Origin of the sequence: Fuerstiella sp., from assembly GCA_022447225.1 — a bacterium.
GTDB lineage: Bacteria > Planctomycetota > Planctomycetia > Planctomycetales > Planctomycetaceae > S139-18.
Genome location: JAKVAZ010000018.1, coordinates 19048 through 41747, shown reverse-complemented (window position 1 = coordinate 41747; position 22700 = coordinate 19048). Strand labels below are relative to the sequence as shown.

The following is a 22700-nucleotide window of genomic DNA, read 5'->3' as shown; positions in this document are numbered from 1 at the left end:
ACTCAGCAGCGTTGAAACATTGACAGAGTGGAATTCCTGTTGAATGTTCGTTACGAACTACTAACACAGAGCAGGAACTGCCGTGTCCGGATGCATCCGGAACTGTGTGATCGTCGGGGCAGAGCAGTTGAAGATGTCCCGAATTTCGCTTTTTCCCTTTCGTCGCGAAAGTACGGATCTCATGTCCAGATTCATGATTGTTCGACTGTGGATCATGGTGTTCCTGCACTATTTCGTCTGGGGAGCATGGTATGTCACGATGGGGGCGTACCTCGACAAGACGTTAAACTTCGAAGGAGGCCAGGTGGGTCTGGCCTATGGCAGCACGGCGATCGGAGCGATCGTTTCTCCTTTTTTTGCCGGGATCATTGCCGATCGATTCTTTGCTACTCAAAAACTTCTGGGAACACTGCACATCATTGGAGCGGGGTTGCTGTATCTGGTAGCCACGCAGCACACATTTCAGGCGTTCTATCCACTCCTCATCCTGTACGCCGTGAGTTACATGGCGGGCCATGGTCTGACAAACACGCTGACTCTGCATCATGCCGTGAACCCCGGAAAAGAATTTCCAATCGTGATGATGGCGGGAAGCGTGGGATGGATCGTCGCCGGTCTGATCAACAGCTTTTTAAAGTATGATAATAACGTCGGAATGTTTTATCTGGCATGCGGGGCAGCCGTACTGATGGGACTGTATTCGTTTACCCTGCCGGATACTCCGCCGAAAGGAGCCGGCCAAACAGTCTCTCTTCGGACAATGCTTGGATTCGATGCCCTCAAACTAATGCAGGAGCGGTCGTTCGCCACGTTCATTGTGTGTTCGTTTTTGATCTGCATTCCGCTCAGTTTTTACTTCGCCTGGATGATCGTGTTCCTGAAAGAACTTGGCATCGAATACGCGGCGGCAAAAATGACGATCGGTCAGGTTTCTGATGTGGTTTTCCTGCTGCTCCTGCCCGTTTTGCTGCCCCTATTTCGGTCCAAGGGAATTTTGCTGGTCGGAATGCTGGCATGGGCACTGCGGTTCGGAATGTTTGCGTGGTTCGATACGTCACGGGACTCACAATGGATGATGTATCTGGGAATCGCTGTTCATGGCGTCTGCTACGACTTCATATTTGTGATGGGGCGAATGTATGTCGACAAACGGGCCAGCGAAGATATCCGGGGTGCAGCCCAGGGACTGCATGCATTCGTGACTCTGGGAATCGGGATGTTTGTCGGCTCCTGGCTGGCTGGAGTCGTCGGTGAACACTTTGTGATCCCGGCAGCTGACGGCAAGGGTACTCACAACTGGCAAATGATCTGGGCCATTCCGGCAGTTCTGTCGGTCGTGCTGGCGATCCTGTTTTTTGCATTATTCAAGGATCGTGAACCAGGTGCTGAGGATTTGAGTTCCGGGAATGTCTGATGAAATCGTGTGATTTCGCGGGTTGGGTCCTGTTCTCCGACGGTCTCCCCCTGTCCGTCACAGGATTTCGCCAACATTACGCTGCATTCGGAGGTAGTTCGACAAAGCCGATTGCGATAGAACACCTGACTGGTATTTTCCGCAATTTCACGGAATCAGCCGGCTGATGTGGAGCATTGGGACGTTGAGTCGTCAGGAACCATATACTGAATACAAGCTGGAAGAGCTTGGTCTGGCACGAGACCGGCTTCCCCGACACATTGCTGTCATCATGGATGGTAATGGAAGATGGGCGCAGCAGCGCGGCCTCCCGCGAATAGAGGGACACCGCCGGGGCGTCGCATCGGTGCGGGAGATTGTCGAAGAGTGTTCCCGGTTGGGACTGGAACAACTCACATTGTACTGCTTTTCAAGTGAGAACTGGAAACGCCCGCCAGGTGAACTGTCGTTTCTGATGCGGCTGCTGAAAAAATACGTCGTTGATGAACGGCAACGCATTCAGGAACAGGGGCTGCAGTTTCGGGTCATTGGACATATCGATGAGCTGCACCCGGAAATTCAGGAAGAGATTGAGATCACGGCGCGGGACTCAGCCAACAATCAGGGAATGACACTCTGTCTTGCGCTTAACTACGGGGCTCGGTCCGAGATCACACATGCGATGCGACAGATCGCAGTCAGGATTCGTGATGGACTCCTGCAGCCGGATGAGATCTCAAATGAAACTGTTGCGGAACATTTGATGACAGTCGGTATGCCGGATCCGGATCTGGTGATTCGGACGGCAAACGAAATGCGTATCAGTAACTTTCTATTGTGGCAGATCAGTTACTCTGAACTGTGGGTGACCGAGAAACTCTGGCCGGAATTTCGCAATCCACATTTACACGCAGCGCTCAGAGATTTCTCCGGGCGTGATCGTCGATTTGGTGGACTGAACGCATCACCCGCAGCGGTACAGTAACTGACTGGAACAGCCGCAGCACTGACTCCCCTGGAAATTGAGTGGCATAGATGCTTGGCTGGCGACTGGGAATTTCGGCGGTTCTGATTCCCGCCTTACTTGCAATGTTCTGGCTGGATGCCATGCAGGGGCCTCGGGCCACCATTCTGCTGGCACTGTGCTCTCTGCTGGCCGTTCGCTGCTGTTACGAAATGACTCAGATGCTGTCAGTAAGATCAATGAGTCCATCATTCGCGCTGACGGCAATTTGCAGTCTGCTGGTCGTGTTTGCCGGCTGGATTCATACACTCCTGGGTCTTCCCAACGGACCTTTACGGCTCCTGGTGTCTCTGGGAATGATCTGTGCTGCACTTGTCGGTTCGTTTGCACTGCTCTTTCTGCGTGAAGCAGAGCGTTATCGACAGCCAGGACACTCCCTGGAATCACTGGGAGCAGGCTGGCTTACCGTGATGTACAGTGGAGGCCTGCTGGCGATTGCCAGTCAGCTTCGCTGGTTCCCGTCTCCCCATCTCGGCTACTTCACAATCGGTTCTATGATCATTGCGGTCAAGTCCGGAGACATAACCGCCTATGCGTTCGGCCGACTTTGGGGGCGACGAAAAATGGCTCCCGCCCTAAGTCCCGGCAAGACGTGGATGGGCGCCGCGGGTGCGGTCGCCGGAAGTGTGGCCGGAAGTGTCTTGTGGCTGAGATTTGGAGGGCGACTGTTTGAATCAGCCCCGGTAATCAGCAGTTACCCGGCGGTGATTGGATACGGTATTGCCATGGGACTGGTCGGTCTGGCCGGTGATCTGTGCGAGTCCCTGTTAAAGCGTGACGCCCAGCAAAAGGACTCAGCTGCTCTGATGCCCGGATTCGGAGGTGTCCTCGACCTGCTCGACAGCATCCTTTTCGCGGCGCCGGTTGCTCTCGCGATCTGGGCCCTGTGGCCCCCGGCAGTGCCCGCCATAACAATCATGAATCACGCGAAATTTGTCAACAGTCAGACTGCAGAGTCCAGTCAGATCCGGTCCGTCCTGTGTGTCTCTTTGAGGGCCGGCAACGAAGAACGTCCCGGTGCACAGCCGATTAATTTTCACTCCCGCCGGAGTGTACCGGACACAGGTGCGCGCCAGTTCGACAGTTCAAATGACAGCCGGGTTTCGTCCCGACAGAATCGTTCCCACAGTTTTTCACAAACAGGCAATACTGCAGGCTCCGATACTGACGACGTAGACTCGACACATGTCAGACACCGAATTCCCCTCCGCCTGTCACAGACAAAGGTTTATTTGAAGACTATCAGCCCAACGAACGGCTCAGAGTTAACGGACTTAAGTCTGCCCGGGGAATACCGGACACCTCTTTTTCTCACTCAGTCGGTTCATATGGCGAAACCAAATCAACAACGGTTGGAGTTAACTGAAAAACATGACTGACCTGAATGATGCAACATTCTGCCTTTATCGTCAGCAGCGACTGATCAAACAGTTTGACAAATGACACAGTACCGGGCCCCGAGAGCACACCAAAGTCAGCGTGCATAAGGTGATAAGGAAGACATCGAAGTCCGAAGAACCATGTCGGAACTGTACAGGCCGAGACAATGACCGTGAACACGCAGTTGAATCGATACACCCAGGAAGGCTATGTCGTAGTCCCAAATCTGATATCAGCCGACGAGGTCAGGCTGATTCAGCAGGAGATATCACACATTGCTGCCAACCACCGGAATTACCCGCAAGAACTGGTTCAGACCGAGCCTCTTGTTCAATCCGGGAAGCAGGTTCCTGAGTCATTCGAGCTGGGGATTCGGAAGTTGTTTCGAGTCGCCCGCCACAGCGAATTCTTTCGAAGCTTCGCCTTTCATCAATCCGTTGTGGAAATTGCTAAAGAGCTGGTCGGGCCGGACTTGTTCCTGGCGCAAAGTATGACATTGATGAAGTCACCAGGTGTCAGCTCGCCAAAGGTCTGGCATCAGGATAATGCCTATTTCCGGCTGGACCCGCCGGACGTGGTAGGTTTCTGGATTGCCACCGATCCGGCAACAGTCGAAAACGGCTGCATGCACATATTGCCAGGTTCACATCGAAACGGAATCGTCGAACACGCCGGAGAAGGTGACGCGTACGGAATCGTCGACGTGCCTCAGAACGATGATGTCATCGCCATTCCGCTCAACCCTGGTGACGCACTGGTGTTTCACGGAGAACTGCAGCATTATACTCCGGCCAATCTCACCAGCCGCAGACGCCGATCGGTTCAGTATCATTATGCATCAAGTCAGGCGAACTGGCTCGGCCCTGTTAATGATTCACCGTACTTCGACCCGGAAGTACAGATCTGCGGTCGGCCTCCGGAACGCAGCTGACGACAGGTTTGGTCTTCAGCCGATCTTCACAACAGTTCAGGAAGAAACAGCGCAGGTCCGGTACAGTGCATACCATTTGCCGGAACAGCATCCTGGGGCACCCCGGGAGACTGCGTCAATAAGCCGTTCCTGTTTTAGTCCTGCCTCATGAAGACACAGGTCTAACGCGACTCGGAGATCAGCAGTTCCGTGACAAGATCTTCGTTGAGTGTCACGCCGAGGCCGGGACCGTCAGGAACAGCGATCAGACCGTTGTCGGCCTGGACACGTTCGAGGCACAGATCGTTGCGGATCGGAGACGCGTCCACACAATCTTCGAACAGAAATGCATCGCGACACGTGGATAACCAGTGCAGACTGGCGGCTGCGGTGATCGGTGACGTGTAAAAATGGTTGCAGGGTCGCGCTCCAATTTCTTCGATTCGTGCCCGCAGATACGCAGACTCGGTGAACCCATTGCGCGACAAGTCCACCTGGTAAACATCCAGAGCACGTCGATCAAGCAGGGGACGCCAGGCTTCGCGACCGCATTCTGCTTCGCCGGAGGCGATCGGCACGGGCGAACGGTCTCGCAGCCAGACGTAACCGTCAATGTTGTCCTCACGCAGAGGTTCTTCCAGCCATTCGATTCCGAATTCGGCAAAGGCGTGGGCTCGACGTAATGCGGTCCGGGTATCCCAGACGCAACCCGCATCAATCAGCAGTGTGGCGTCACCCACTCCCTCACGTGCACCACGAACCAGATCAATGTCAATTGCTTCGCTTTCGCCCATTGGCTCCCAGCCAAATTTTACGGCGCCGTATCCGCTGTCGGTCCACTTTCGACCGATATCGGCCGTTTCGGCTCCGTCACGGCCAAATAGAATTGATGCATAGGCTTTGATGGAATCGTGCTGTTTCCCACCAAGCAAACGATGGATCGGTTCATTGAAATGCTTGCCCTTAATGTCCCACAGGGCAAGGTCGACAGCTGCCATCGCGGCAATCGTCACAGACGTTCGGCCGAAATACATGGTGCGGCGATACATGTCCTGCCACAGGCGCTCCGTTTCCAGCGGGTTTTCCCCGATTAGGATTTCGCGAAGACCACAGGCGATGTTGTGACTGAAAGGCGCATCGACAATGGACTGAATCACTTCAGGCGACGCATCGGCTTCACCGATTCCCTCAATACCGGTATCCGTGCGGACTCGGATAATGACCGCGTCCTGGCTACTGGCTGTTTTTGCTTCAACGGCGGGGACTCGCAGAATCTGGCAAACGACTTCTGTTATTTTCATCGTCTTGTAGCAACCTTGTCTCTTGGAGCAGAATCAGTTGATCTCACGACTGTCGAGTCGGTGAATCGTTGCCGCGTTCATGGCGTCCCAGTCAATCCCGTGACCAAGTCCCGGCCCCTGTGGTGCCTGAACAAAACCGTCACGCCCGGTCCGCAATGTCTGCAGCATTCCATACTCATAGGGTTCGTAGGGCACGGGCTGTTCGTACCAGGAACACAAACCGGTTCCCAGCATCAGATGCAGATTTGACGACGAAATCAAAGTATTGCCCCAGGACATCAATTCACATTTCATGCCGGCCGCTGCAACCAGAGCCATATATTTTTGAGCCGGAGTGAAACCGCCACACACCGTAACGTCCGTTCTGGCACGCGACCAGCAATCAGTCTCCAACGCATGCTCAAATGCGGACAGATCCTGGATCCAGTTTCCCGACGGGATAATTGGAATGCTGACCCGCTTTGTCAGTCTTCGATAACCAGGAAGATCAAAATCCATCAGTGGCGCCTCAAACCATTCAAACGCCAGATCTTCCAGTTCCAGGGCCATCTCCAGGGCATCCTGCCATTCGTAGTTATTTTCCACATCCAGCATGAACTTCACATCGTCACCCGGAAATGCCTGGCGTACGGCACGAACCAGTTCTCTGTCTTTCTCCGGCAGAGACCAGCAGTGGAATTTGACGGCGCGAAACCCCAGTTCGAGCATCTGTTCAATGAATTTAAGATACGCAGGAACATCATCAAACAAAGGTGTACTGGCGTAGGAACGAATCTGCTCCGCAGCACCGCCAAGCAGCTTATAAACCGGCAGATTTGCGGTTTTTCCGAATAAATCCCACAGGGCTATGTCGATGGCAGCCAGTGCACCAGGTGAGTAGGGAAAGACTCGGGACCACAGAGTGTTCCAGATGGCCTGACGATTCAAAGGATCCCTGCCAATCAGCACAGGAATCAGATGTCGCAGAGTCTCTGCGGTGTAACGGTCGAAACCATACGACGTGTAGTTCGATGTTCCGCCGACACCTTCGACTCCTTCGTCAGTGTAGATCCGGACGATCGTATTGGTCATGTACTGTTCAGGCAGGTCATGAGACCAGGTGAATCGCTGAACTTCCGGTGCCACAGCCTGAACTTCAACACGATCGATTTGCATGTGAGTTTCTCTTGAAGATCTAAACAGTCCAAGCAGTGACAGTGTGGGGACATTCACTCAAACTGGTGATAAACTGAAATCGATGTGAACGTTTGGAAGAGTAATGACTGCTGGACAAATAGGATAGCATCCCTTTGAGGGATAACGAGTGATACTGAGATGTCACGAGTTTCACGCCGGAACAATCCCTCGCGGGTCTCCGGTTCGGTCAACAGTACAGGCAGGACAATATGAATCTGATTGACTGGCTGATCGTCGTTCTGCTGAACGGATCGATCATCGCGTACGGCATCTGGCTGAGCCGTGGAGTTTCCTCCAGTGCGGACTGGTTTCTGGCCGGCAGAAGTCTGCCATGGTGGCTGGTTGGTATATCGATGTATGCAACCGCGATTGATTCCAGCGATCTGATTGCCGATGCAGGCGGCACCTACACACTGGGTTTCAGTTATTTCGTGACCAACTGGGTGGGGACTGTTGTCGGCTGGACGCTGGCGGCGTTCGTAATTTATCCGACGATCTATCGAGCAGGAATGTATACCAACGCGGAATACCTGGAGGCGCGGTTCGGCCCGTCCGTGCGAGTGCTGTGTGCCCTGATCCAGGTTCAGTATCGCACTCTGGTGATGGCGATCATTGCTACCACACTTTACCTGACGCTTTCTATCATCTGTGGCTGGAACGGCATCCAGGCATGGTCGGCTGTTGCTGCCATCGCGGTTCTCGCGTCGGTTTACACCGCACTGGGGGGATTGAAATCGGTAGCGGTGACAGATTCTCTGCAGTTTGCGGTGATGACCATTGCCGGACTCATTATCTGGGGACTCGTCTGGAACCAGGTTGGCGGCTGGGACGGCATCACCACGCGTCTCAACGAGCACCGACCCGCCCTGGCGGGCGAACCTGGACTGGCGGACGAATTACTGAAGGCTCGACATGACAACGTTGCCGTGCTGGATGTCAGCAAAGACGATCCCACAACCATCGAACGTCGTTTGATGGCCGGTGGCACCTACGATGCTTCAGCCGGTGTGATTAACAGACGAACTCCGGCCTGGCTGGTCGCGGCTGCTTTAATCATTACCGGCTTCGCGTACTCGATTGTGAATCACACACAATCGATGCGAATGTTCGCCTCAAAAAGTGAATGGGACATGAAGATGTCCGTCTGGATTGCCGGCGCGGCGATGCTCGTGATGTCATTTTTCAACCTGTCGATGGGAGTGATGGGACGTGCACTGTACCCTGAGATCAGTGACTTACCTCTCCAGAAAGTGGACTCGATCTACCCTCATCTGGTCAGTCAGTTTTCGATCGCAGGCCTGCACGGCATTGTGGTGGCCGGAGTGCTTGCGGCCTCATTCTCCACATTCGATTCCATCGGCTCCACCCTGTCCGCCCTGCTGACAAGGGATGTCTATGCCCGGCTGTTCGTTCGCGACCGTGACGATAGACATTACATGCGGGTGGGGCAGTGGCTGACTCCACTGATTATCGGCGGCTCTTTCGTTTATGTGCCTTTCCTGGAAGGCGGCATGCTGTTGTTTTATCTGGAGCTCACCAGCACGTTCGTCACACCACTTTTGACTTTGTTTCTGGTGGGCGCGCTGACCCGGGTCCATCGACGGGCGGGACTCATCGGACTTCTTGCCGGCTCCGGCTATGGTGTCCTGCGGCTGATTGCCGAACCCATCGCCGTCTACTCAGGCATTCAGATTTTTCCGGTCGTGATGACCAATCCATTCGCAGCATATATCTTTAGCATGCTGATCACGTCCGGAACCATGCTGCTGGTTTCGGTGATCATCGGCTGGGAGCCAAAAGGCGAGTTAAAACATGTCGAAAAAGCCGGCTGGTTACGTACAAGCCAGCTGGCAATCCGACAGATCGAAACCCCGGATGAGTCGCGGGCTGCCAGCTATCGACTGCCGCTGCTGCTCGCATTTGTGGCGTGTGCCATTGGATGCTGGCTGAGTTTCGTTGTGTTTTGGTAGTGCGAAACTGGTACCGGCATCTTGAAGCTTAGGGAAAGTCGATGGCCACCCGTGCCGCAACCAGAGACGACTCACGTACGGGTAATTCCGAAGGGATCACGATAGGACTTGTCGAGGAGTAAGTTTGCTTCCTCGTTGCCGACAAACAACTCCGTTTTCGGATCGAAGTCCAGACGCCCGTTTGTGCGGTAGGCGATTTCGCCAAGATGCACCAGGGCACAGGACCGATGAGCCACCTCGGCACGTGCTCTTGTTTCAGGATTACGTGTCCGGACGGCATTCAGAAATTCGGCCATGTGTTCGGCGTAGCCTCGTTCACCGCGCACATTCCCTTCGGTCGGGCCGGGCTTTCCTTTTCGGCCGAGAAACACGCTGAATGCACCGCGACGCGAAAAGATCATGTATCCCGTAGTTCCGTAGAACACATTGCCGTTATCGAAACCGTGAATGCCGTAAGCGGTGAACGGGTAATTTTCATAGACCATCAGGCGGCCGTCTTCGAATTCCCAGGTGACCGTCATGTTGTCGGGATATTCACTCGCGTGACCATGCAGCATCATGCGGCTGCCGCGGGCTGTGATCTGAGTGGGCGCCGAATCGATTCCCAGTCCCCACGCCGCCATGTCAATATCGTGGATTCCGTCATCACCGATTTCTCCATTCGCGTAGTCACGGAACATGCGCCACGTATTATGAAATCGATATTTGTTGAAAGGACGTTTGGGGGCCGGACCAAGCCAGCGATCGTAGTTGACACCACTGGGGGGAACGCCGTCTGCAACTGGTTTCACGACACTGCGAGTTTCGGCGGTCCACGCGCGAGCCACCTTGATGTCACCAATGATACCATCGGCCAGAAGTTTTGCAGCACGGTTTGTTACGGGGCTGTTCCGCATCTGACTGCCCTGCTGGACGACTCGGCCATATTGTTTCGACGCCTGAATGATCGCATGGCCTTCGTTGTAGACATGCGAAATTGGTTTTTCAATATAGACGTCTTTCCCCTGCTGCATTGCCTGGATGGCGATCGGTGCGTGCCAGTGATGTGGTGTTGCGATAATGACAGCATCGACGTTGCTGTCATTAATCACGTCTTCGTATTGTTCAGTTCGTTTAGGATCCTGCGACTGAAATCCGTCAGTGTGCGCCGCCATGCGAGTAACCTGAGCGGGGTCGACATCGCAAAGCCAGGAAATGGACACTCTCTCTTTGCGACTGACGAGACCCTTCACATGCTTCGTCATGATGCCGCCACAGCCAATGATTCCCAGATTAACTGTCTCCAGCTGGGCAGTCCCCGCATAAAGCGGTCGCAACACGGACGCAGCTGCCAGAGCAGACGTTGTTGTTCCGGCCGAACGAAGAAACTGACGACGAGATCTGGACATAAGACACCTCAATGGCTGGTTGTTTCGCTGGTATGATTCGTATTCATTTGCGAGGAAAGCAGACGTATCGCACGACGCCGGGAAGAGACATCACTCCAATACGGAATCAATTGCAAACGCGACTTTGCTAAATCATCCACGTTCTGTGACAGGTCGCAAGGGACAACCATTCGATCTGGCCGCTACCCGACTCAATTCGGCCGGACAGGCTCAACCCGTCAAATCTTCGATCGTGAAGTCTCTCGAAGGCAGCCGCCCACATAAGTCTTCAGCAGTCAGTGCCAGCAGCGGACTGATTTCCACCACAGTGTCATTCGCAACTGCCTGACCCGCCGCCTGCAGCCATTGACGTCCAATACGGCTTAGAGCAGAACGTGCTGTCTGCGGGGAATCGTTACCGGCAGCATTCTTCACCGGATTGAACTCACGCTGACGGTCACCCTCCACAATAAGTGTTCGGTCGGCCATCGGCAGAGCATCAAAGATAAAACGTTCAAATTTGACGGCGTCGCGTTGCTGAGACTCCGTCGTGTCTCCTGCAGGATCAATACATTTTATCTTTTTGTGGGCGCGGTGAAGAGGCAAAGAGGTATCGTCTTCAGTCAGGAACTCCAGGAAATCGCGACGGAAGACATGAATTGCGGTATTGCCGGCCCAAAAAATCCACTGGCCGCTTTCGTCACTTGCGGAAGCCTGCTCAGGTGTCAGTTCCGAGTATTCAATGATCTCGGTACGCCCGCTGATATCGACCAGCACTCCCATGCGTTCCTCAGGATCCGTTTTGCGAACCACCAGTGTGGTTAACTGTGACTGACGTTCCGCGTGCAGGCCGACCAGAACAGGATCACAGATTATGGCAGTGGGATTGTCTACCTGATGATAGAAAAGATGTTCAACGCCGTAATTTTTCAACGCCTCAAGACAGCCTGAAGACTGCAGAGCTGTCACCATCCCGCCGTGTCCGTCGGGTGACAGGCACAGACTCCCCGAACTGTCCATCAGGATCGCCCCGGTTTCTGCATCAATCGCCGGCAGGCTTGCCTGCTGAAAAAAGAACACAGTGTCCGGGTCCAGTGAAAAGAATCCGTTCCTCTCAAAAAACGCAATCGTTTCTTCATGTGTCGCAGCACTGGTCATCAGATACCACGGAATTAAGGCGTCGTGTTTACGACGACGGGCAAGTATCTGTTCGGCATAAATCTGAAAGAGAGTGCGGTCTGATTTCGGACCAATCGGATACATTCCTTTGGGATGCTCAAAGCCCAGCCGACTGCCCTGGCCGCCGGCGACGGTGATCACAGCCACTTTTCCATCACCAATCAACCGGCAGCCAGTCTCCTCTGCGTTGCCGCGAATCTGATGATCGGCCGCAGAATTCGGCCTGGCAATGACAGAAGACGGTGCAACTGCACATTCCGCCCGCGGCACGTTGTGGGTTGTGGTCGCCTCCGGAGCAGTACTCAGCAGTGAAAAGTCGATTTGGTCAATCTGAGACAACAGCAACTGCAACTCGCTGTCGGACAGCTGTTCGCAAAATCGCAACAGATGCTGCTGGTTGTGTTGAGCCAGCAGAGTTTCAGTATCCTGTAAGGATGAATTGTTCATTCACGGTCCCGCCATTGATTAAAGAAGTCAAATACTGAAGGTGTCGCACACCAACCGTTCAGTCGACGGCGAGCGCGTCCAGAATCTGACGACAGGCATCTGACCTGTTCAGAGCGTAAAAATGAATCCCAGGAACACCTTCGGCCCTGAGATGTTCGCACTGGTCAACCGCGTGTTCTATGCCGATTGCAAATTGAGCAGCCTTGTCATTTCGCACAGCCGACAGACGCGAGGCCAAATCGCCAGGAAAGGAGCTGCCGCACATCGAAGTGATTCGTTGAATACGTGCATAGTCCGTAACAGGCATGATCCCTGGAACAATGGGAATCCCGATTCCCAAGGCCCGGCAGCGGTCCCGAAATGACAAAAAACAGTCATTGGAAAAAAACAACTGCGTGACAATCACATCCGCACCACAATCCACTTTGCGTTTCAAATTCTGCAGGTCAACCTCCGGACTGGGTGCTTCCTGATGCGTCTCCGGATATCCGGCCACTCCAATTCCCCAGTCCGGATGGCGATCCCGAATCAGTTCCACAAGTTCACCGGCGTATCGAAATCCACCATCAACGGCCCGAAACCGATCCTCTCCCTGTGGTGCATCTCCGCGCAAAGCCATGATGTTGCGGATACCAGCCGCCTTGGCCGTCCCCAGCAGTTCGATCAGCTGCTCGCGTGTGGAACCCACGCACGTCAGATGGGCCACAGCCATTCGGCGCAGGTCATCCTGGATTTCCCGGCACCAGTGCAGCGTACGACCCGGCGTGGAACCGCCGGCTCCAAACGTACAGGAAACAAATGCAGGTCGGTATTCGATCAGTTTTTTCAGGTGACTCCGCAGCGTCTGATCGCCCTCTTCCGTTTTTGGCGGAAAAATCTCGATCGAAATTGCAAATTCGCTGCCGGAAAAGACGTCTGACAATCGCATGAACCATGTTTTTCGTCTGGAATGATGCAGTCACGGGTTGGGGGAACCGATACATCGTAGGTCATTTCTCCGACAGTGCCACGGGACAAAGATATGATCAGCTTAAATTTCACGGCTGACAGTTTCATTTATTGTGTGTTGACGTATTCAGGGATGCGGGAATGATGAAGTTCAATGCGTGTCTGCTGACGGCATTCTGTCTGCTGACAGCAGGTTGCACCAAACCACGGGAAACGGTGAAGAAATCTGATTCTGAAAACTCAGGCCACGATTCAGTGCAACTGGCTCTGAACTGGTATCCGGAAGCTGAACATGGTGGCTACTTTGCAGCCGACGAACTGGGTGCCTTCGAAGCCGGCCAACTGATTGTTGAACTAATCCCCGGTCGGCCCGGTGCATCAAGGTTGATTCTGCAGGAACTGGCCGCGGGCCGAATTCAATTCGCTGTTGCTGGTGCGGATCAGGTGGTTGAACAACGCGCTCATGGTTTGCCGATTGTGGCTCTGCTCGCGCCGGTTCAGCAGTCACCTCGATGCATCATGGTTCATGAATCATCAGGAATCACCTCACTGCAGGAACTGTCCGGGGTTGAACTGGCTGTCAGCGAAACTCGCCCGTTCGCCCTATGGATGAAAAAGCAGCTGCCGCTGAAGGACGTCACCATAGTCCCGTTTAACGGACTGGTTGGAGAATTTCTGTCGAAGCCCGACTTTGCTCAGCAGGCCTATGTCTTTAGTGAACCATTCATCGCCAGAGAACAGGGAGGCGATCCGGTTGCACTGATGTTGTCAGACATTGGATACAATCCGTATGCCAGCGTTCTGGTTACGTCTCAGGAGGTTCTCGATGAACGACCGGCAATGGTTCAGAGAATGACCAGAGCCTGCCGCAGCGGATGGACAGAATACCTGGCTAATCCGGAGTCCACAAACAGACGTATTCACAGCGAAAATTCAGACATGAGTCCGGCAGCACTTGACTACGGAGTCAAAGCCCTCCGCAAGCTTTGTCAACCGGGGGACAATGCTGAAATTGGCAGCATGACGACTGAACGCTGGCAGCAACTGATTAATCAACTGGTGGAACTGGGGACAATCCAACCCGACCAGGTGCAGCCGGAAGATTGTTTTTGGGAAGGAATTCAGAAACACCCTGAAGACTGACTGCCCCTGTACCGCGATGAGAGGCTCTTTGGTAACCCACATCACAGGTAGCAACCAAGCAAACGAAAAACCCAGGTATCGACCTGAACCGGGTCAGGGCGTCGTTGAAATTGATGTTGGAAAAACCCGACAAAACGTGCGACACTGGACGTCATGCAGTCTGCTGAACAATATCTGCGTCCGGAAGTCATTCAAAATATCGCCCGACTGGATCTGCGGGCGAGGTTCATCGTTCAGGGATTTTTGTCAGGACTGCACGCCAGCCCGTTTCACGGTTTCAGCGTCGAATTCAGCGAACACCACCGATACAACCCCGGTGACGATACGCGTGACATCGACTGGCAGGTATTCGCCCGCACCGACCGCCTGTATGTTCGGCGTTATCAGGCAGAGACAAACATCACCGGCTATCTGCTGATGGACCTGTCGCGCAGCATGGCGTACACCTACAAGCAGGAACTTACGAAATTCGATTATTCCGTCTGTCTGGCGGCCGCTATTTCATACCTGATGATCCACCAGCAGGACCCGGTCGGACTCGTAACATTCGATGAACATCTCAGACAAAGTCTTCCTGCCAGAAGCCGGCGGTCTCAACTTGGAAACATTCTGGCTGTGCTGCAGAAGTGTCGGCCGGAGGGCGGAAGCGGTATTGCGGCATGTCTTCGCCAGGCTTCCTCAATGATCAGACATCGCAGTCTGATGATGGTCATGTCGGATCTGCTTGCGGATCCTCACGACATCATTGAAAGCCTGCGAATCCTTCGACACTCCGGCCATGATGTGATTGTGTTTCACGTACTGGACGAAGCTGAAGTTACCTTTCCTTTTTCCGGCAGTGTCGATCTGCTGGAACCCGAATCAGGAGAACGACAAATCGTCGACGCACAGGGTATCCGACGCAGCTACCTGGAGGCATTACAGGAACTGCGGAACCGGTTTCAGCAGGAGTGCTTCGCAATTGGTGCTGACTACGTACCCCTGGACACAAGCATGCCGTTCGACAAAGCTCTGACGGAATACCTGTATCAGCGTCAGGCACGCTTCTGACGCATGACATCCGGCCACAGTGACCCGACGGGATTCCATCGTTTTTCTGCGTCGTATCAGCCGTCGATCTGCTTGAGTAAACTGATCATTTCCACAGCCGCAGCGGCTGCTTCTTCTCCCTTGTTACCAATCTTCCCCCCCGCGCGATCCAGAGCCTGATCCAGCGAATCACAGGTGATCACGCCAAAAGTCACGGGAATTCCGGTTGCCTGCATCACAGACATCAATCCCGCCGCAACCTGGCTGTTGATGTACTCATGATGAGACGTCTCCCCCTGAATGACGGCTCCCAGGCAGATCACGGCAGAGTATTTTTTTGAGCCCGCTACCCGCGAAGCCATCAGTGGAATTTCGAAAGATCCAGGTACTGTGTATACGTCTATTGCATCGGCGTCACCACCCATACGAACAATGGTTTCGACTGCACCGGCCGTTAAACGCCGAGTAATCAGTTCATTGAATCTGGAAACCACCACAGCAAATTGTTCACCGGCCGCTGTCAGTTGTCCCTGAATGATGTTTGTCATGATGTGATTGCTCGAATTGTGACGAAGGATTGGTGTCCCCGTGATACGGTCCGGATTGCTGTTGAGGTGATGACGCGACCCTGTTCGAATCTATGTTCACGATCAGCTGTTGATTTCCGTCGGCCCCGCTCCCTTACTATTGCAAAATGCTCAGTACCGGATGCCGAAAGAACGGTCCGGTCCTCTGCCGATACCGTGTCAATGTCTGCCGACGGACTCACCGGTCCCCAGGAACTCCTGAAGAACTGACCGATGGCAGCACCACCTCAGTTTACAACGTCACCCGGGTACTAGTCGATATTCATCGTCAGCAGAAACTCCGCATTAGACTTCGTCCGTCTGAGTCGACCGGTCAGCATCTCCATCGCTTCCAGCGGGCTCATGTCATTGAGCACACGACGAAGCAGCCATATCTTCTGGAGTTCATCGTCGTTCATCAGCAGTTCCTCCCGACGAGTGCCGGATCGGTTGATATCAATTGCGGGCCAGATCCGTTTTTCTACCAGGCGACGATCGAGATGCAGTTCTGTATTCCCGGTTCCTTTAAATTCTTCAAAAATGACTTCATCCATACGACTGCCTGTATCGACCAGAGCCGTCGCAACGATTGTCAGACTTCCGCCTTCCTGAATGTTCCTGGCGGCTCCAAAGAATCGTTTCGGGTGCTGCAGTGCAGTTGCATCGACACCACCTGAAAGCGTCTTGCCGGAATTTGGAATCTCTGTATTCCAGGCACGCGCCAACCGTGTAATGGAATCCAGAAAGATGATCACATCCCGACCATATTCCACCATCCGTCTGGCTTTTTCAATCACCATTTCCGACACCTGGATGTGTCGGGACGTCGGTTCATCAAAAGTGCTGCTGACAACTTCACAGTTCGTCCCCTTGAGACGCTGTTCCATGTCGGTAACTTCCTCGGGACGTTCATCAATCAACAGCACGATCACGTAGGCATCTGAATGATTCTGCTGAACAGCCAGGGCCAACTGCTGAAGCAGTATCGTTTTACCGGCACGTGGGGGAGAAACAATCAGGCCTCGCTGCCCCATTCCAATGGGCGCGACCAGATCCACAACACGTGTACTGACTGATTCCGAATCCTCTGCAATTCTCAACCGCCGGTCAGGATGCAGCGGAGTGAGATCATCGAATGAAATCTTGGCAGTGAGCAGTGCCGGATCTTCTCCGTTAATCGCCTCAACCCGCAGCAGCGCAAAGTAGCGTTCATTTTCCTTGGGTGGACGAATCTGACCGGCAACCGTCGCTCCGGTGCGCAGACCAAACCGACGAATCTGACTGGGGCTGACGTATATGTCATCCGGACAGGGCAAATAGTGATAGTCCGGACTTCTCAGAAAACCAAAGCCGTCCGGCAGGATCTCCAGTGTCCCTTCACCGAACATCAGCCCACTGCTCTGTGTACGTTCTTTCAGAATTCGAAAAACCAAATCCTGTTTTTTGAGCCCGCTGATTTCTCTGAGATTTTCACGTTCCGCAATCTCCAACAGGTCCGTCATCGACATGCGCTGCAGGTCGGCAATATTAACCGCATTAGACTCTGCCGCCTGAGTCGGAACGGACGCATCCGTACGGGACGTGTTGCCCGAATCACTCCGTTCACCCGACTTCAGCGCGGACGCGCGAGGCCTTGGCGGGTTTCCGGTTTTTGATGGCTGAGCCATGAGTTAACAGAAAGCAGAAAACCTGAAACGATCGAATGATGATCCGTGGCACAGAAACCGCAGAACGACAGACTTACTGAAACGGGCAGTCAAGCAGAATCAAAAACGTTGAACAGGTGACTGCCAAATCACGAATTGATCAGAACACGAAGAATTCCTGTCATTTGCTGAGCGGCTTCATCGATTGTCCCCGAATTGTCAATGATGAAATCTGCTCGTTGTTTCTTGATATACACGGGCAACTGAACCAACTCACGACGCTGGAACTCTTCAACGGTCCAGCTGCGAGTCGACGTAACACGCTGAATACGGGTTGACTCCGGAGTGTGGATGTAAACAAGGTGATCACATTCGTCAGCCCATCCCGACTCCAGCAAAATCGCAGCATCCAGAACGATGGCATCAACATCGGGTGCAACCGAGCGGATCTGTGATTTGATTTCTGCCTGGATTCCGGGATGGACAATCAGTTGAAGTTGAGCCAGTGCGGCCCTGTGACCGGGTGAATCTCCAAAGACCCGATCAGCCAGTCCGGACCGAATGACCTGACCCGTTGTATCAAAGACTGATGCAGGAAAAATTTCACTGAGTTGTTTAAGGATGTCAGTATCCTGTAACAGATCGTGTCCGACTTTATCTGCATCGATGATCTGTAACTGGAATTCAGTAACGTGACGAATAACGGAGGACTTACCCGATCCGATTCCGCCCAGAATGCCGATGATCGGCACGCTCATTAGTTCAACCGGATGTAAAGGCGCTGGACGACGGAACAGACACTTGCAGCCCGGTCAGCAAAGACCGGCCCAGCAAGTCTCTCTAAACTGAGAAATCATGAAGACGGAGTACTCGCGAACGCAAATACGTAACGGGATGATCAAAAAAAGAAGTGTCTCTCTGGCGGGATGGTTCCTCCCACGGCAGGTGAGTGGCCCCACTATGATGGTGCGGGATGGAATCATAGATGTCAATCGGTAGACTTCTTACGCACCACTTTTCCGCATTTTTTCCATGTTCCGGCGGTTTATCACTACCACCCGGGACAGGGAATCGTTCCGGGCAAGCAGAAGTGATAATGGATGATCTCGCAGAACTTTTGGATCAGGCCGTCGCTGACGGCAAACTTATCGCTGATGCCGCCCGCAACGTCCGTGACTGGCTCGACCGGCCATGCCTTTCATCGTATCACCCACAGATTCACCGGTTGATAACTGCCGGTGACTGGGCGTCATTGAATGCAACATTCTGGACCGAAATTCCGTTTGGCACCGGAGGCCGTCGCGGCCCCATGGGAACTCTGGGACCTGCAACAGTCAACGATCGTACGATTGCAGAGTCTGCTCATGGAATGGCGATTTACCTGAGAAATTCCGGATGTGCCGACGGTGGTGCGGCCGTCGTCGCCCATGACACCCGTAATCAGTCTCGCCATTTCGCTCAACTCACTGCCACAACACTGGCAGCCCACAGGCTGACAGTGTTTCTGTTTGATTCTCATCGGAGTACACCGGAACTCTCGTTCGCCGTTCGGCATCTGAACTGTGACATCGGTGTGATGATTTCGGCGTCCCACAATCCCCCTGCTGACAACGGCTTCAAGGCCTACTGGAAAAACGGTGGACAGGTGACTGCGCCACACGACCAGGGAATCATCACCGAAGTGGAATCCGCTGAGGAAATCCCGCAGCTTGCTTTTGATGAAGCCGTTGCCGACGGAAGAATCAAAATCATCGGCGAGACTGTGGACGTCGCGTACATCAGCGCCGTTGCGGCGCTGAGTCAGTCAGTCAGCCGAGACATTTCGGCGATCTACACTCCTCTGCACGGAGTCGGTGAGTCCTCGATCTGGAAAATACTCCGGCACCTGGGATTTGATATCGACATCTATGAAGATCATCGGACGGCTGACGGCAACTTTCCAAATGTGCCCGAGCACCTCCCCAATCCCGAACGGCCCGAAGTGTTTGCCCCGGTAACCGACTGGGTCGTCAACCGTGCCCATCCGGCTGACCTGATACTGGCATCGGATCCGGATGCAGATCGCCTGGGTGTGATGGTGCGCAATCGGGAAGGTGGATTCACCCTGCTGAGCGGCAATCAGACAGGAGCATTGCTGACGGACTATCTTCTGCGCAAACGTGCCGCCGCCGGGTGCCTGAGTCCGGACGACTACGTCGTGCAAACCCTGGTCACAACCCCACTGACACGAGCAGTCGCTGAGACACACGGTGCTCAGGCCGTTTACGAACTGCTGGTTGGTTTCAAATATATCGCGCAGGTCATGGAAGAACGCGGTACGGAACATTTTGTCATCGGTACAGAAGAATCGATTGGTTTTCTGGCCGGCGGATACTGTCGAGACAAAGACGGAGCCGTCGCGGCAATGTTCATTCTGGAACTGGCGGCAGAATTGAAAGAGCAGGGACGAACACTGCCGGACCAGCTGGATGACCTCTATCGGCAGCACGGATACCACTGTGAAGGACAGCAGTCGATTTACTGCGAAGGAGCCGTGGGCAAAAGCAAAATTGACGGCCTGATGAACACCCTGCGAGAAAACCCGCCCACCGAACTGGGATCAGTGAAATTGGTCGAGATGGCTGATTATGACCGCGGAACAAGGACAGAAATTCCATCGGGTAACCCCATCGGTGACATCAGGGAACCTCGCGGCAATCTTCTGATCTATCAATCAGATCCTGCAGCTTCCGTACGAATTCAGATCGCCGGCCGACCATCAGGTACGGAACCAAAAATCAAGTTTTACTTTTTCTGCCAGTCAGATCTTTCCGCAGACTCCAGCCTTGAACAGGCTCGCCGGACCGGGGACGCCAAACTCAGCGAAGTCCGGTCGGCTCTGAAATCATGGGCCGAAACAAAGCTGAGTTAAGCCGGATTATTTCACCGGCCACGGAGGAAAACACAACTGTCTCCGGGCAAAATAACTGATGTTCTGCTGTCGTCACTTCCGTCGATCTGGTGGCCGTGCCATTTCACGGAGGGCGATACCGGTTCGGAGGCACATACAAGCAGTCGTGGTGCTGCCCCGAACTGAATAACATCCGGTTCTGATTACACGGTCCTTCAAAATTCTCTGAAACACACATCGTCAAAGAAAGCTCCCGGAATGCAGTCAATTCGTGTCGCCGCCGTCAGTATCAACAGTCCCCTGGGCGATGTTGAAGGCATGCTGAAATCTATTGATGACTGGACGCAGCAGGCAGTCAACCAGGGAGCAGAACTGGTCGTATTTCCGGAACTGCAGGTCCACGGTCACTGTACTCCCAACACCTGGGAGATTGCCGAATCAGTACCGGACGGTGAAACCATACGCCGTCTGGAAGAAACGGCTCAGAAATACAAAGCGTTCCTGTCTGTGGGTCTTAGTGAAAAAGAGCAAAGTCTCGTCTTTAACACACAGGTGCTGATCGGGCCCGACGGCTATCTCGGCAAACAACGAAAACTCCATCTGTCACGTGACGAAATATTGTTCTACAAGGGTGGCATGGAATTGCCGGTGTTCGACATCGGAAAGTGCCGGGTGGGAACAATTATCTGTTACGACAACCAGTTCCCGGAACTCGCCCGTATTCTGGCGCTGCGTGGTGCTGACGTCCTTCTGATGCCGCATGCGGCACGGGTAAAAATGTGGGATGACACCCCCGCATCGATGGCCGCGGCCCGAAGGCATACTCATGAATACTTCATCTCGTGCTACGCCATGCGGGCCAGAGAGAATTCCTGTTTTGCAGTTCTGGCCAACCAGTCCGGCCGGGCAGGCTATGTTGATATGTATCCGACCGATTCACCAAACCAGCCCCATCATTGCGGCGGTGCGATTTTCTTTGCTCCCAATGGTGATGTCATCGTTACGTCACAGACTGACGAGATCCGTGACGAAATGATCGTCCAGACGCTGGACGCCGACCTGCTGGCAGCTGAACGAAGCCTGCCCAACTATACACTCAAAACCCGCCGACCGGAGTTGTACGCGGAACTGGTAAAAGAACAGGTGCAGTGGTAGAGGTTCGGTGACGAATGCTCGCGGGTCGGTGTGGTGCTGGTCCGCAGCAGAACCGTCCACACTTCGTTCTGTTCCGGCACCGCAATCACCACGTAAGTGTGCAGACGTTTCCGAACAGACCAGGCCCCTGAGGAACGACATCCAAACAGACTGACCGCGGACATGATACGAATTGGAATTCTGGGCGCCGCCCGAATCGCACCAGGCGCACTCATCGATCCGTGTGCTGATGAAGCACGGGCCGAAGTTCACTGCATCGCCGCGCGAGACAGAGGAAGGGCAGAGCAGTTTGCCGTGGAACACGGCATTCCCGTCGTACACAACGACTACAATGATGTCATCAGCGACCCTGTGATCGATGCCGTCTACAACCCTCTGCCGATCTCATTACATCACGAATGGACGATCAGAGCATTGCGTGCAGACAAACATGTTCTGTGTGAAAAGTCACTGTCCGCCAACGCTCGGGAAGCTGCTGAAATGGCAACCGTTGCGGAAGACACAGACCGGATACTCATGGAAGCATTCCACTATCGCTACCACCCGGTATTCCACCGGGCCAAAGAGATCGTGGATTCCGGTATGCTGGGGCAGTTGCGATCCATTGATGCGGTCTTCCATATTGAAATCACCGATCCGGAAGATATCCGAATGATTTACGAAACGGGTGGCGGCGTTACGATGGATATTGGCTGCTACCCCATATCCTGGGTGCGTCACATTACCGGCGAAGAGCCGATAGACGTTACTGCAGCTGCGGAAACGGGAGCAGCGAACGTCGATACGTTCCTGCAGGCCAGGTTCCGCTTTCCCGCCGGAATTGAGGCCACTGTTTCGGGGGATATGCGTCCAGGCACAGAGAAGCGCATGGAACTGACGGTCACAGGTGATCAGGGAACAATCAAAGTGACCAATCCACTGGTGCCGCACAAAGGACACAGGATTGAACTGGACGTCCAGGGGCACAGGACGGCGGAAGAACTGGATCACCGCACCACGTATGCTTACCAGCTGGACGCATTTATTGATGCGGTCGAAAACGGCACGCCCCTGCTGACCGGACCGGCAGACGCCGTTAAACAGATGCAGCTGATCGATCGCTGCTACGAAGCGGCCGGCCTGCCGCTTCGGGGTCTTGATGTTTGAGTCAAAGTTATGGCCACACAGCCCGTGTCT

At 53.9% G+C, this 22700-nt stretch carries 19 protein-coding genes; 11 read left to right on the top strand and 8 right to left on the bottom strand.

From position 1 onward, the window contains the following. Window positions 1–181 precede the first annotated feature (181 nt). The 4 genes from MK110_18405 (at window position 182) to MK110_18390 (ending at window position 4728) form a co-directional block, all read left to right on the top strand. Window positions 182–1414 carry an MFS transporter gene (locus MK110_18405; protein MCH2213277.1) on the top strand — a complete coding sequence of 411 codons (1233 nt, stop codon included), beginning with the start codon at window positions 182–184 and terminating at the stop codon, window positions 1412–1414. A gap of 166 nt (window positions 1415–1580) precedes the next feature. Next, window positions 1581–2378 (top strand): isoprenyl transferase, encoded by a 798-nt coding sequence (locus MK110_18400; protein MCH2213276.1) that lies wholly within the window; start codon window positions 1581–1583, stop codon window positions 2376–2378. A gap of 50 nt (window positions 2379–2428) precedes the next feature. Continuing rightward, complete coding sequence (locus tag MK110_18395; protein ID MCH2213275.1) at window positions 2429–3796, top strand: phosphatidate cytidylyltransferase; 1368 nt, start codon at window positions 2429–2431, stop codon at window positions 3794–3796. A gap of 167 nt (window positions 3797–3963) precedes the next feature. Next, complete coding sequence (locus MK110_18390) at window positions 3964–4728, top strand: phytanoyl-CoA dioxygenase family protein (protein MCH2213274.1); 765 nt, start codon at window positions 3964–3966, stop codon at window positions 4726–4728. A gap of 161 nt (window positions 4729–4889) precedes the next feature. Here MK110_18390 and MK110_18385 read toward each other — a convergent pair whose 3' ends face one another. Then, window positions 4890–6008, bottom strand: a complete 1119-nt coding sequence (locus MK110_18385; GenBank protein ID MCH2213273.1) for a mandelate racemase/muconate lactonizing enzyme family protein — start codon at window positions 6006–6008, stop codon at window positions 4890–4892. 33 nt (window positions 6009–6041) lie between these two features. After that, window positions 6042–7163 carry a mandelate racemase/muconate lactonizing enzyme family protein gene (locus MK110_18380; GenBank protein ID MCH2213272.1) on the bottom strand — a complete coding sequence of 374 codons (1122 nt, stop codon included), beginning with the start codon at window positions 7161–7163 and terminating at the stop codon, window positions 6042–6044. 230 nt (window positions 7164–7393) lie between these two features. On the opposite strand from MK110_18380, the gene MK110_18375 reads away from it, so the two are divergent. Continuing rightward, the gene (locus MK110_18375) at window positions 7394–9154 is read left to right on the top strand and encodes a hypothetical protein (GenBank protein MCH2213271.1); all 1761 of its coding nucleotides are present in this window, start codon (window positions 7394–7396) and stop codon (window positions 9152–9154) included. Between the two features lie 71 nt (window positions 9155–9225). On the opposite strand, the gene MK110_18370 is transcribed toward MK110_18375, so the two are convergent. From MK110_18370 to metF, 3 genes are all read right to left on the bottom strand, one after another. Beyond that, window positions 9226–10542 (bottom strand): Gfo/Idh/MocA family oxidoreductase, encoded by a 1317-nt coding sequence (locus MK110_18370; protein ID MCH2213270.1) that lies wholly within the window; start codon window positions 10540–10542, stop codon window positions 9226–9228. Between the two features lie 210 nt (window positions 10543–10752). Continuing rightward, a complete protein-coding gene (locus MK110_18365) occupies window positions 10753–12147 on the bottom strand; it encodes a UDPGP type 1 family protein (protein MCH2213269.1) in 1395 nt (464 codons plus the stop codon). A gap of 58 nt (window positions 12148–12205) precedes the next feature. Next, window positions 12206–13075 carry a methylenetetrahydrofolate reductase [NAD(P)H] gene (metF, locus tag MK110_18360; protein MCH2213268.1) on the bottom strand — a complete coding sequence of 290 codons (870 nt, stop codon included), beginning with the start codon at window positions 13073–13075 and terminating at the stop codon, window positions 12206–12208. A gap of 161 nt (window positions 13076–13236) precedes the next feature. Here metF and MK110_18355 point away from each other — a divergent pair, with 161 nt between their 5' ends. Both MK110_18355 and MK110_18350 read left to right on the top strand, forming a co-directional pair. Next, window positions 13237–14238 carry an ABC transporter substrate-binding protein gene (locus MK110_18355; protein MCH2213267.1) on the top strand — a complete coding sequence of 334 codons (1002 nt, stop codon included), beginning with the start codon at window positions 13237–13239 and terminating at the stop codon, window positions 14236–14238. A gap of 153 nt (window positions 14239–14391) precedes the next feature. Continuing rightward, window positions 14392–15288: a DUF58 domain-containing protein gene (locus tag MK110_18350; GenBank protein MCH2213266.1), complete on the top strand. Its 897-nt coding sequence runs from the start codon at window positions 14392–14394 to the stop codon at window positions 15286–15288. Window positions 15289–15344: 56 nt separating this feature from the next. Here MK110_18350 and ribH read toward each other — a convergent pair whose 3' ends face one another. The 3 genes from ribH to coaE form a co-directional block, all read right to left on the bottom strand. Next, window positions 15345–15815, bottom strand: coding sequence for a 6,7-dimethyl-8-ribityllumazine synthase (ribH, locus tag MK110_18345; GenBank protein MCH2213265.1), 471 nt, complete (start codon window positions 15813–15815; stop codon window positions 15345–15347). Window positions 15816–16105: 290 nt separating this feature from the next. Beyond that, window positions 16106–17341, bottom strand: coding sequence for a transcription termination factor Rho (rho, locus tag MK110_18340; protein MCH2213264.1), 1236 nt, complete (start codon window positions 17339–17341; stop codon window positions 16106–16108). A gap of 287 nt (window positions 17342–17628) precedes the next feature. Beyond that, window positions 17629–18237, bottom strand: coding sequence for a dephospho-CoA kinase (gene coaE, locus MK110_18335; GenBank protein MCH2213263.1), 609 nt, complete (start codon window positions 18235–18237; stop codon window positions 17629–17631). 97 nt (window positions 18238–18334) lie between these two features. On the opposite strand from coaE, the gene MK110_18330 reads away from it, so the two are divergent. The 4 genes from MK110_18330 to MK110_18315 all read left to right on the top strand — a co-directional run bounded on the left by MK110_18330 (window position 18335) and on the right by MK110_18315 (window position 22670). Continuing rightward, window positions 18335–18478, top strand: a complete 144-nt coding sequence (locus tag MK110_18330; GenBank protein MCH2213262.1) for a hypothetical protein — start codon at window positions 18335–18337, stop codon at window positions 18476–18478. A 97-nt stretch (window positions 18479–18575) separates the two neighbouring features. Then, entirely contained in the window at window positions 18576–20390 is a 1815-nt protein-coding gene (locus MK110_18325) for a phospho-sugar mutase (protein MCH2213261.1), read from the top strand. Between the two features lie 237 nt (window positions 20391–20627). Then, window positions 20628–21524, top strand: coding sequence for a hypothetical protein (locus tag MK110_18320; GenBank protein ID MCH2213260.1), 897 nt, complete (start codon window positions 20628–20630; stop codon window positions 21522–21524). Between the two features lie 162 nt (window positions 21525–21686). After that, entirely contained in the window at window positions 21687–22670 is a 984-nt protein-coding gene (locus MK110_18315) for a Gfo/Idh/MocA family oxidoreductase (GenBank protein ID MCH2213259.1), read from the top strand. Window positions 22671–22700: the final 30 nt, after the last annotated feature.

Coding starts and splice junctions, on each gene's coding strand:
- MK110_18390 (MCH2213274.1), top strand. CDS start 3,964: ATGACCGTGAACACGCAGTTGAATCGATACACCCAGGAAGGCTATGTC.
- coaE (MCH2213263.1), bottom strand. CDS start 18,237: ATGAGCGTGCCGATCATCGGCATTCTGGGCGGAATCGGATCGGGTAAG.
- MK110_18350 (MCH2213266.1), top strand. CDS start 14,392: ATGCAGTCTGCTGAACAATATCTGCGTCCGGAAGTCATTCAAAATATC.
- MK110_18375 (MCH2213271.1), top strand. CDS start 7,394: ATGAATCTGATTGACTGGCTGATCGTCGTTCTGCTGAACGGATCGATC.
- rho (MCH2213264.1), bottom strand. CDS start 17,341: ATGTCGATGACGGACCTGTTGGAGATTGCGGAACGTGAAAATCTCAGA.
- MK110_18355 (MCH2213267.1), top strand. CDS start 13,237: ATGATGAAGTTCAATGCGTGTCTGCTGACGGCATTCTGTCTGCTGACA.
- MK110_18380 (MCH2213272.1), bottom strand. CDS start 7,163: ATGCAAATCGATCGTGTTGAAGTTCAGGCTGTGGCACCGGAAGTTCAG.
- MK110_18385 (MCH2213273.1), bottom strand. CDS start 6,008: ATGAAAATAACAGAAGTCGTTTGCCAGATTCTGCGAGTCCCCGCCGTT.
- MK110_18405 (MCH2213277.1), top strand. CDS start 182: ATGTCCAGATTCATGATTGTTCGACTGTGGATCATGGTGTTCCTGCAC.
- MK110_18395 (MCH2213275.1), top strand. CDS start 2,429: ATGCTTGGCTGGCGACTGGGAATTTCGGCGGTTCTGATTCCCGCCTTA.
- MK110_18400 (MCH2213276.1), top strand. CDS start 1,581: ATGTGGAGCATTGGGACGTTGAGTCGTCAGGAACCATATACTGAATAC.
- MK110_18370 (MCH2213270.1), bottom strand. CDS start 10,542: ATGTCCAGATCTCGTCGTCAGTTTCTTCGTTCGGCCGGAACAACAACG.
- MK110_18320 (MCH2213260.1), top strand. CDS start 20,628: ATGCAGTCAATTCGTGTCGCCGCCGTCAGTATCAACAGTCCCCTGGGC.
- MK110_18315 (MCH2213259.1), top strand. CDS start 21,687: ATGATACGAATTGGAATTCTGGGCGCCGCCCGAATCGCACCAGGCGCA.
- MK110_18325 (MCH2213261.1), top strand. CDS start 18,576: ATGGATGATCTCGCAGAACTTTTGGATCAGGCCGTCGCTGACGGCAAA.
- ribH (MCH2213265.1), bottom strand. CDS start 15,815: ATGACAAACATCATTCAGGGACAACTGACAGCGGCCGGTGAACAATTT.
- MK110_18330 (MCH2213262.1), top strand. CDS start 18,335: ATGAAGACGGAGTACTCGCGAACGCAAATACGTAACGGGATGATCAAA.
- metF (MCH2213268.1), bottom strand. CDS start 13,075: ATGCGATTGTCAGACGTCTTTTCCGGCAGCGAATTTGCAATTTCGATC.
- MK110_18365 (MCH2213269.1), bottom strand. CDS start 12,147: ATGAACAATTCATCCTTACAGGATACTGAAACTCTGCTGGCTCAACAC.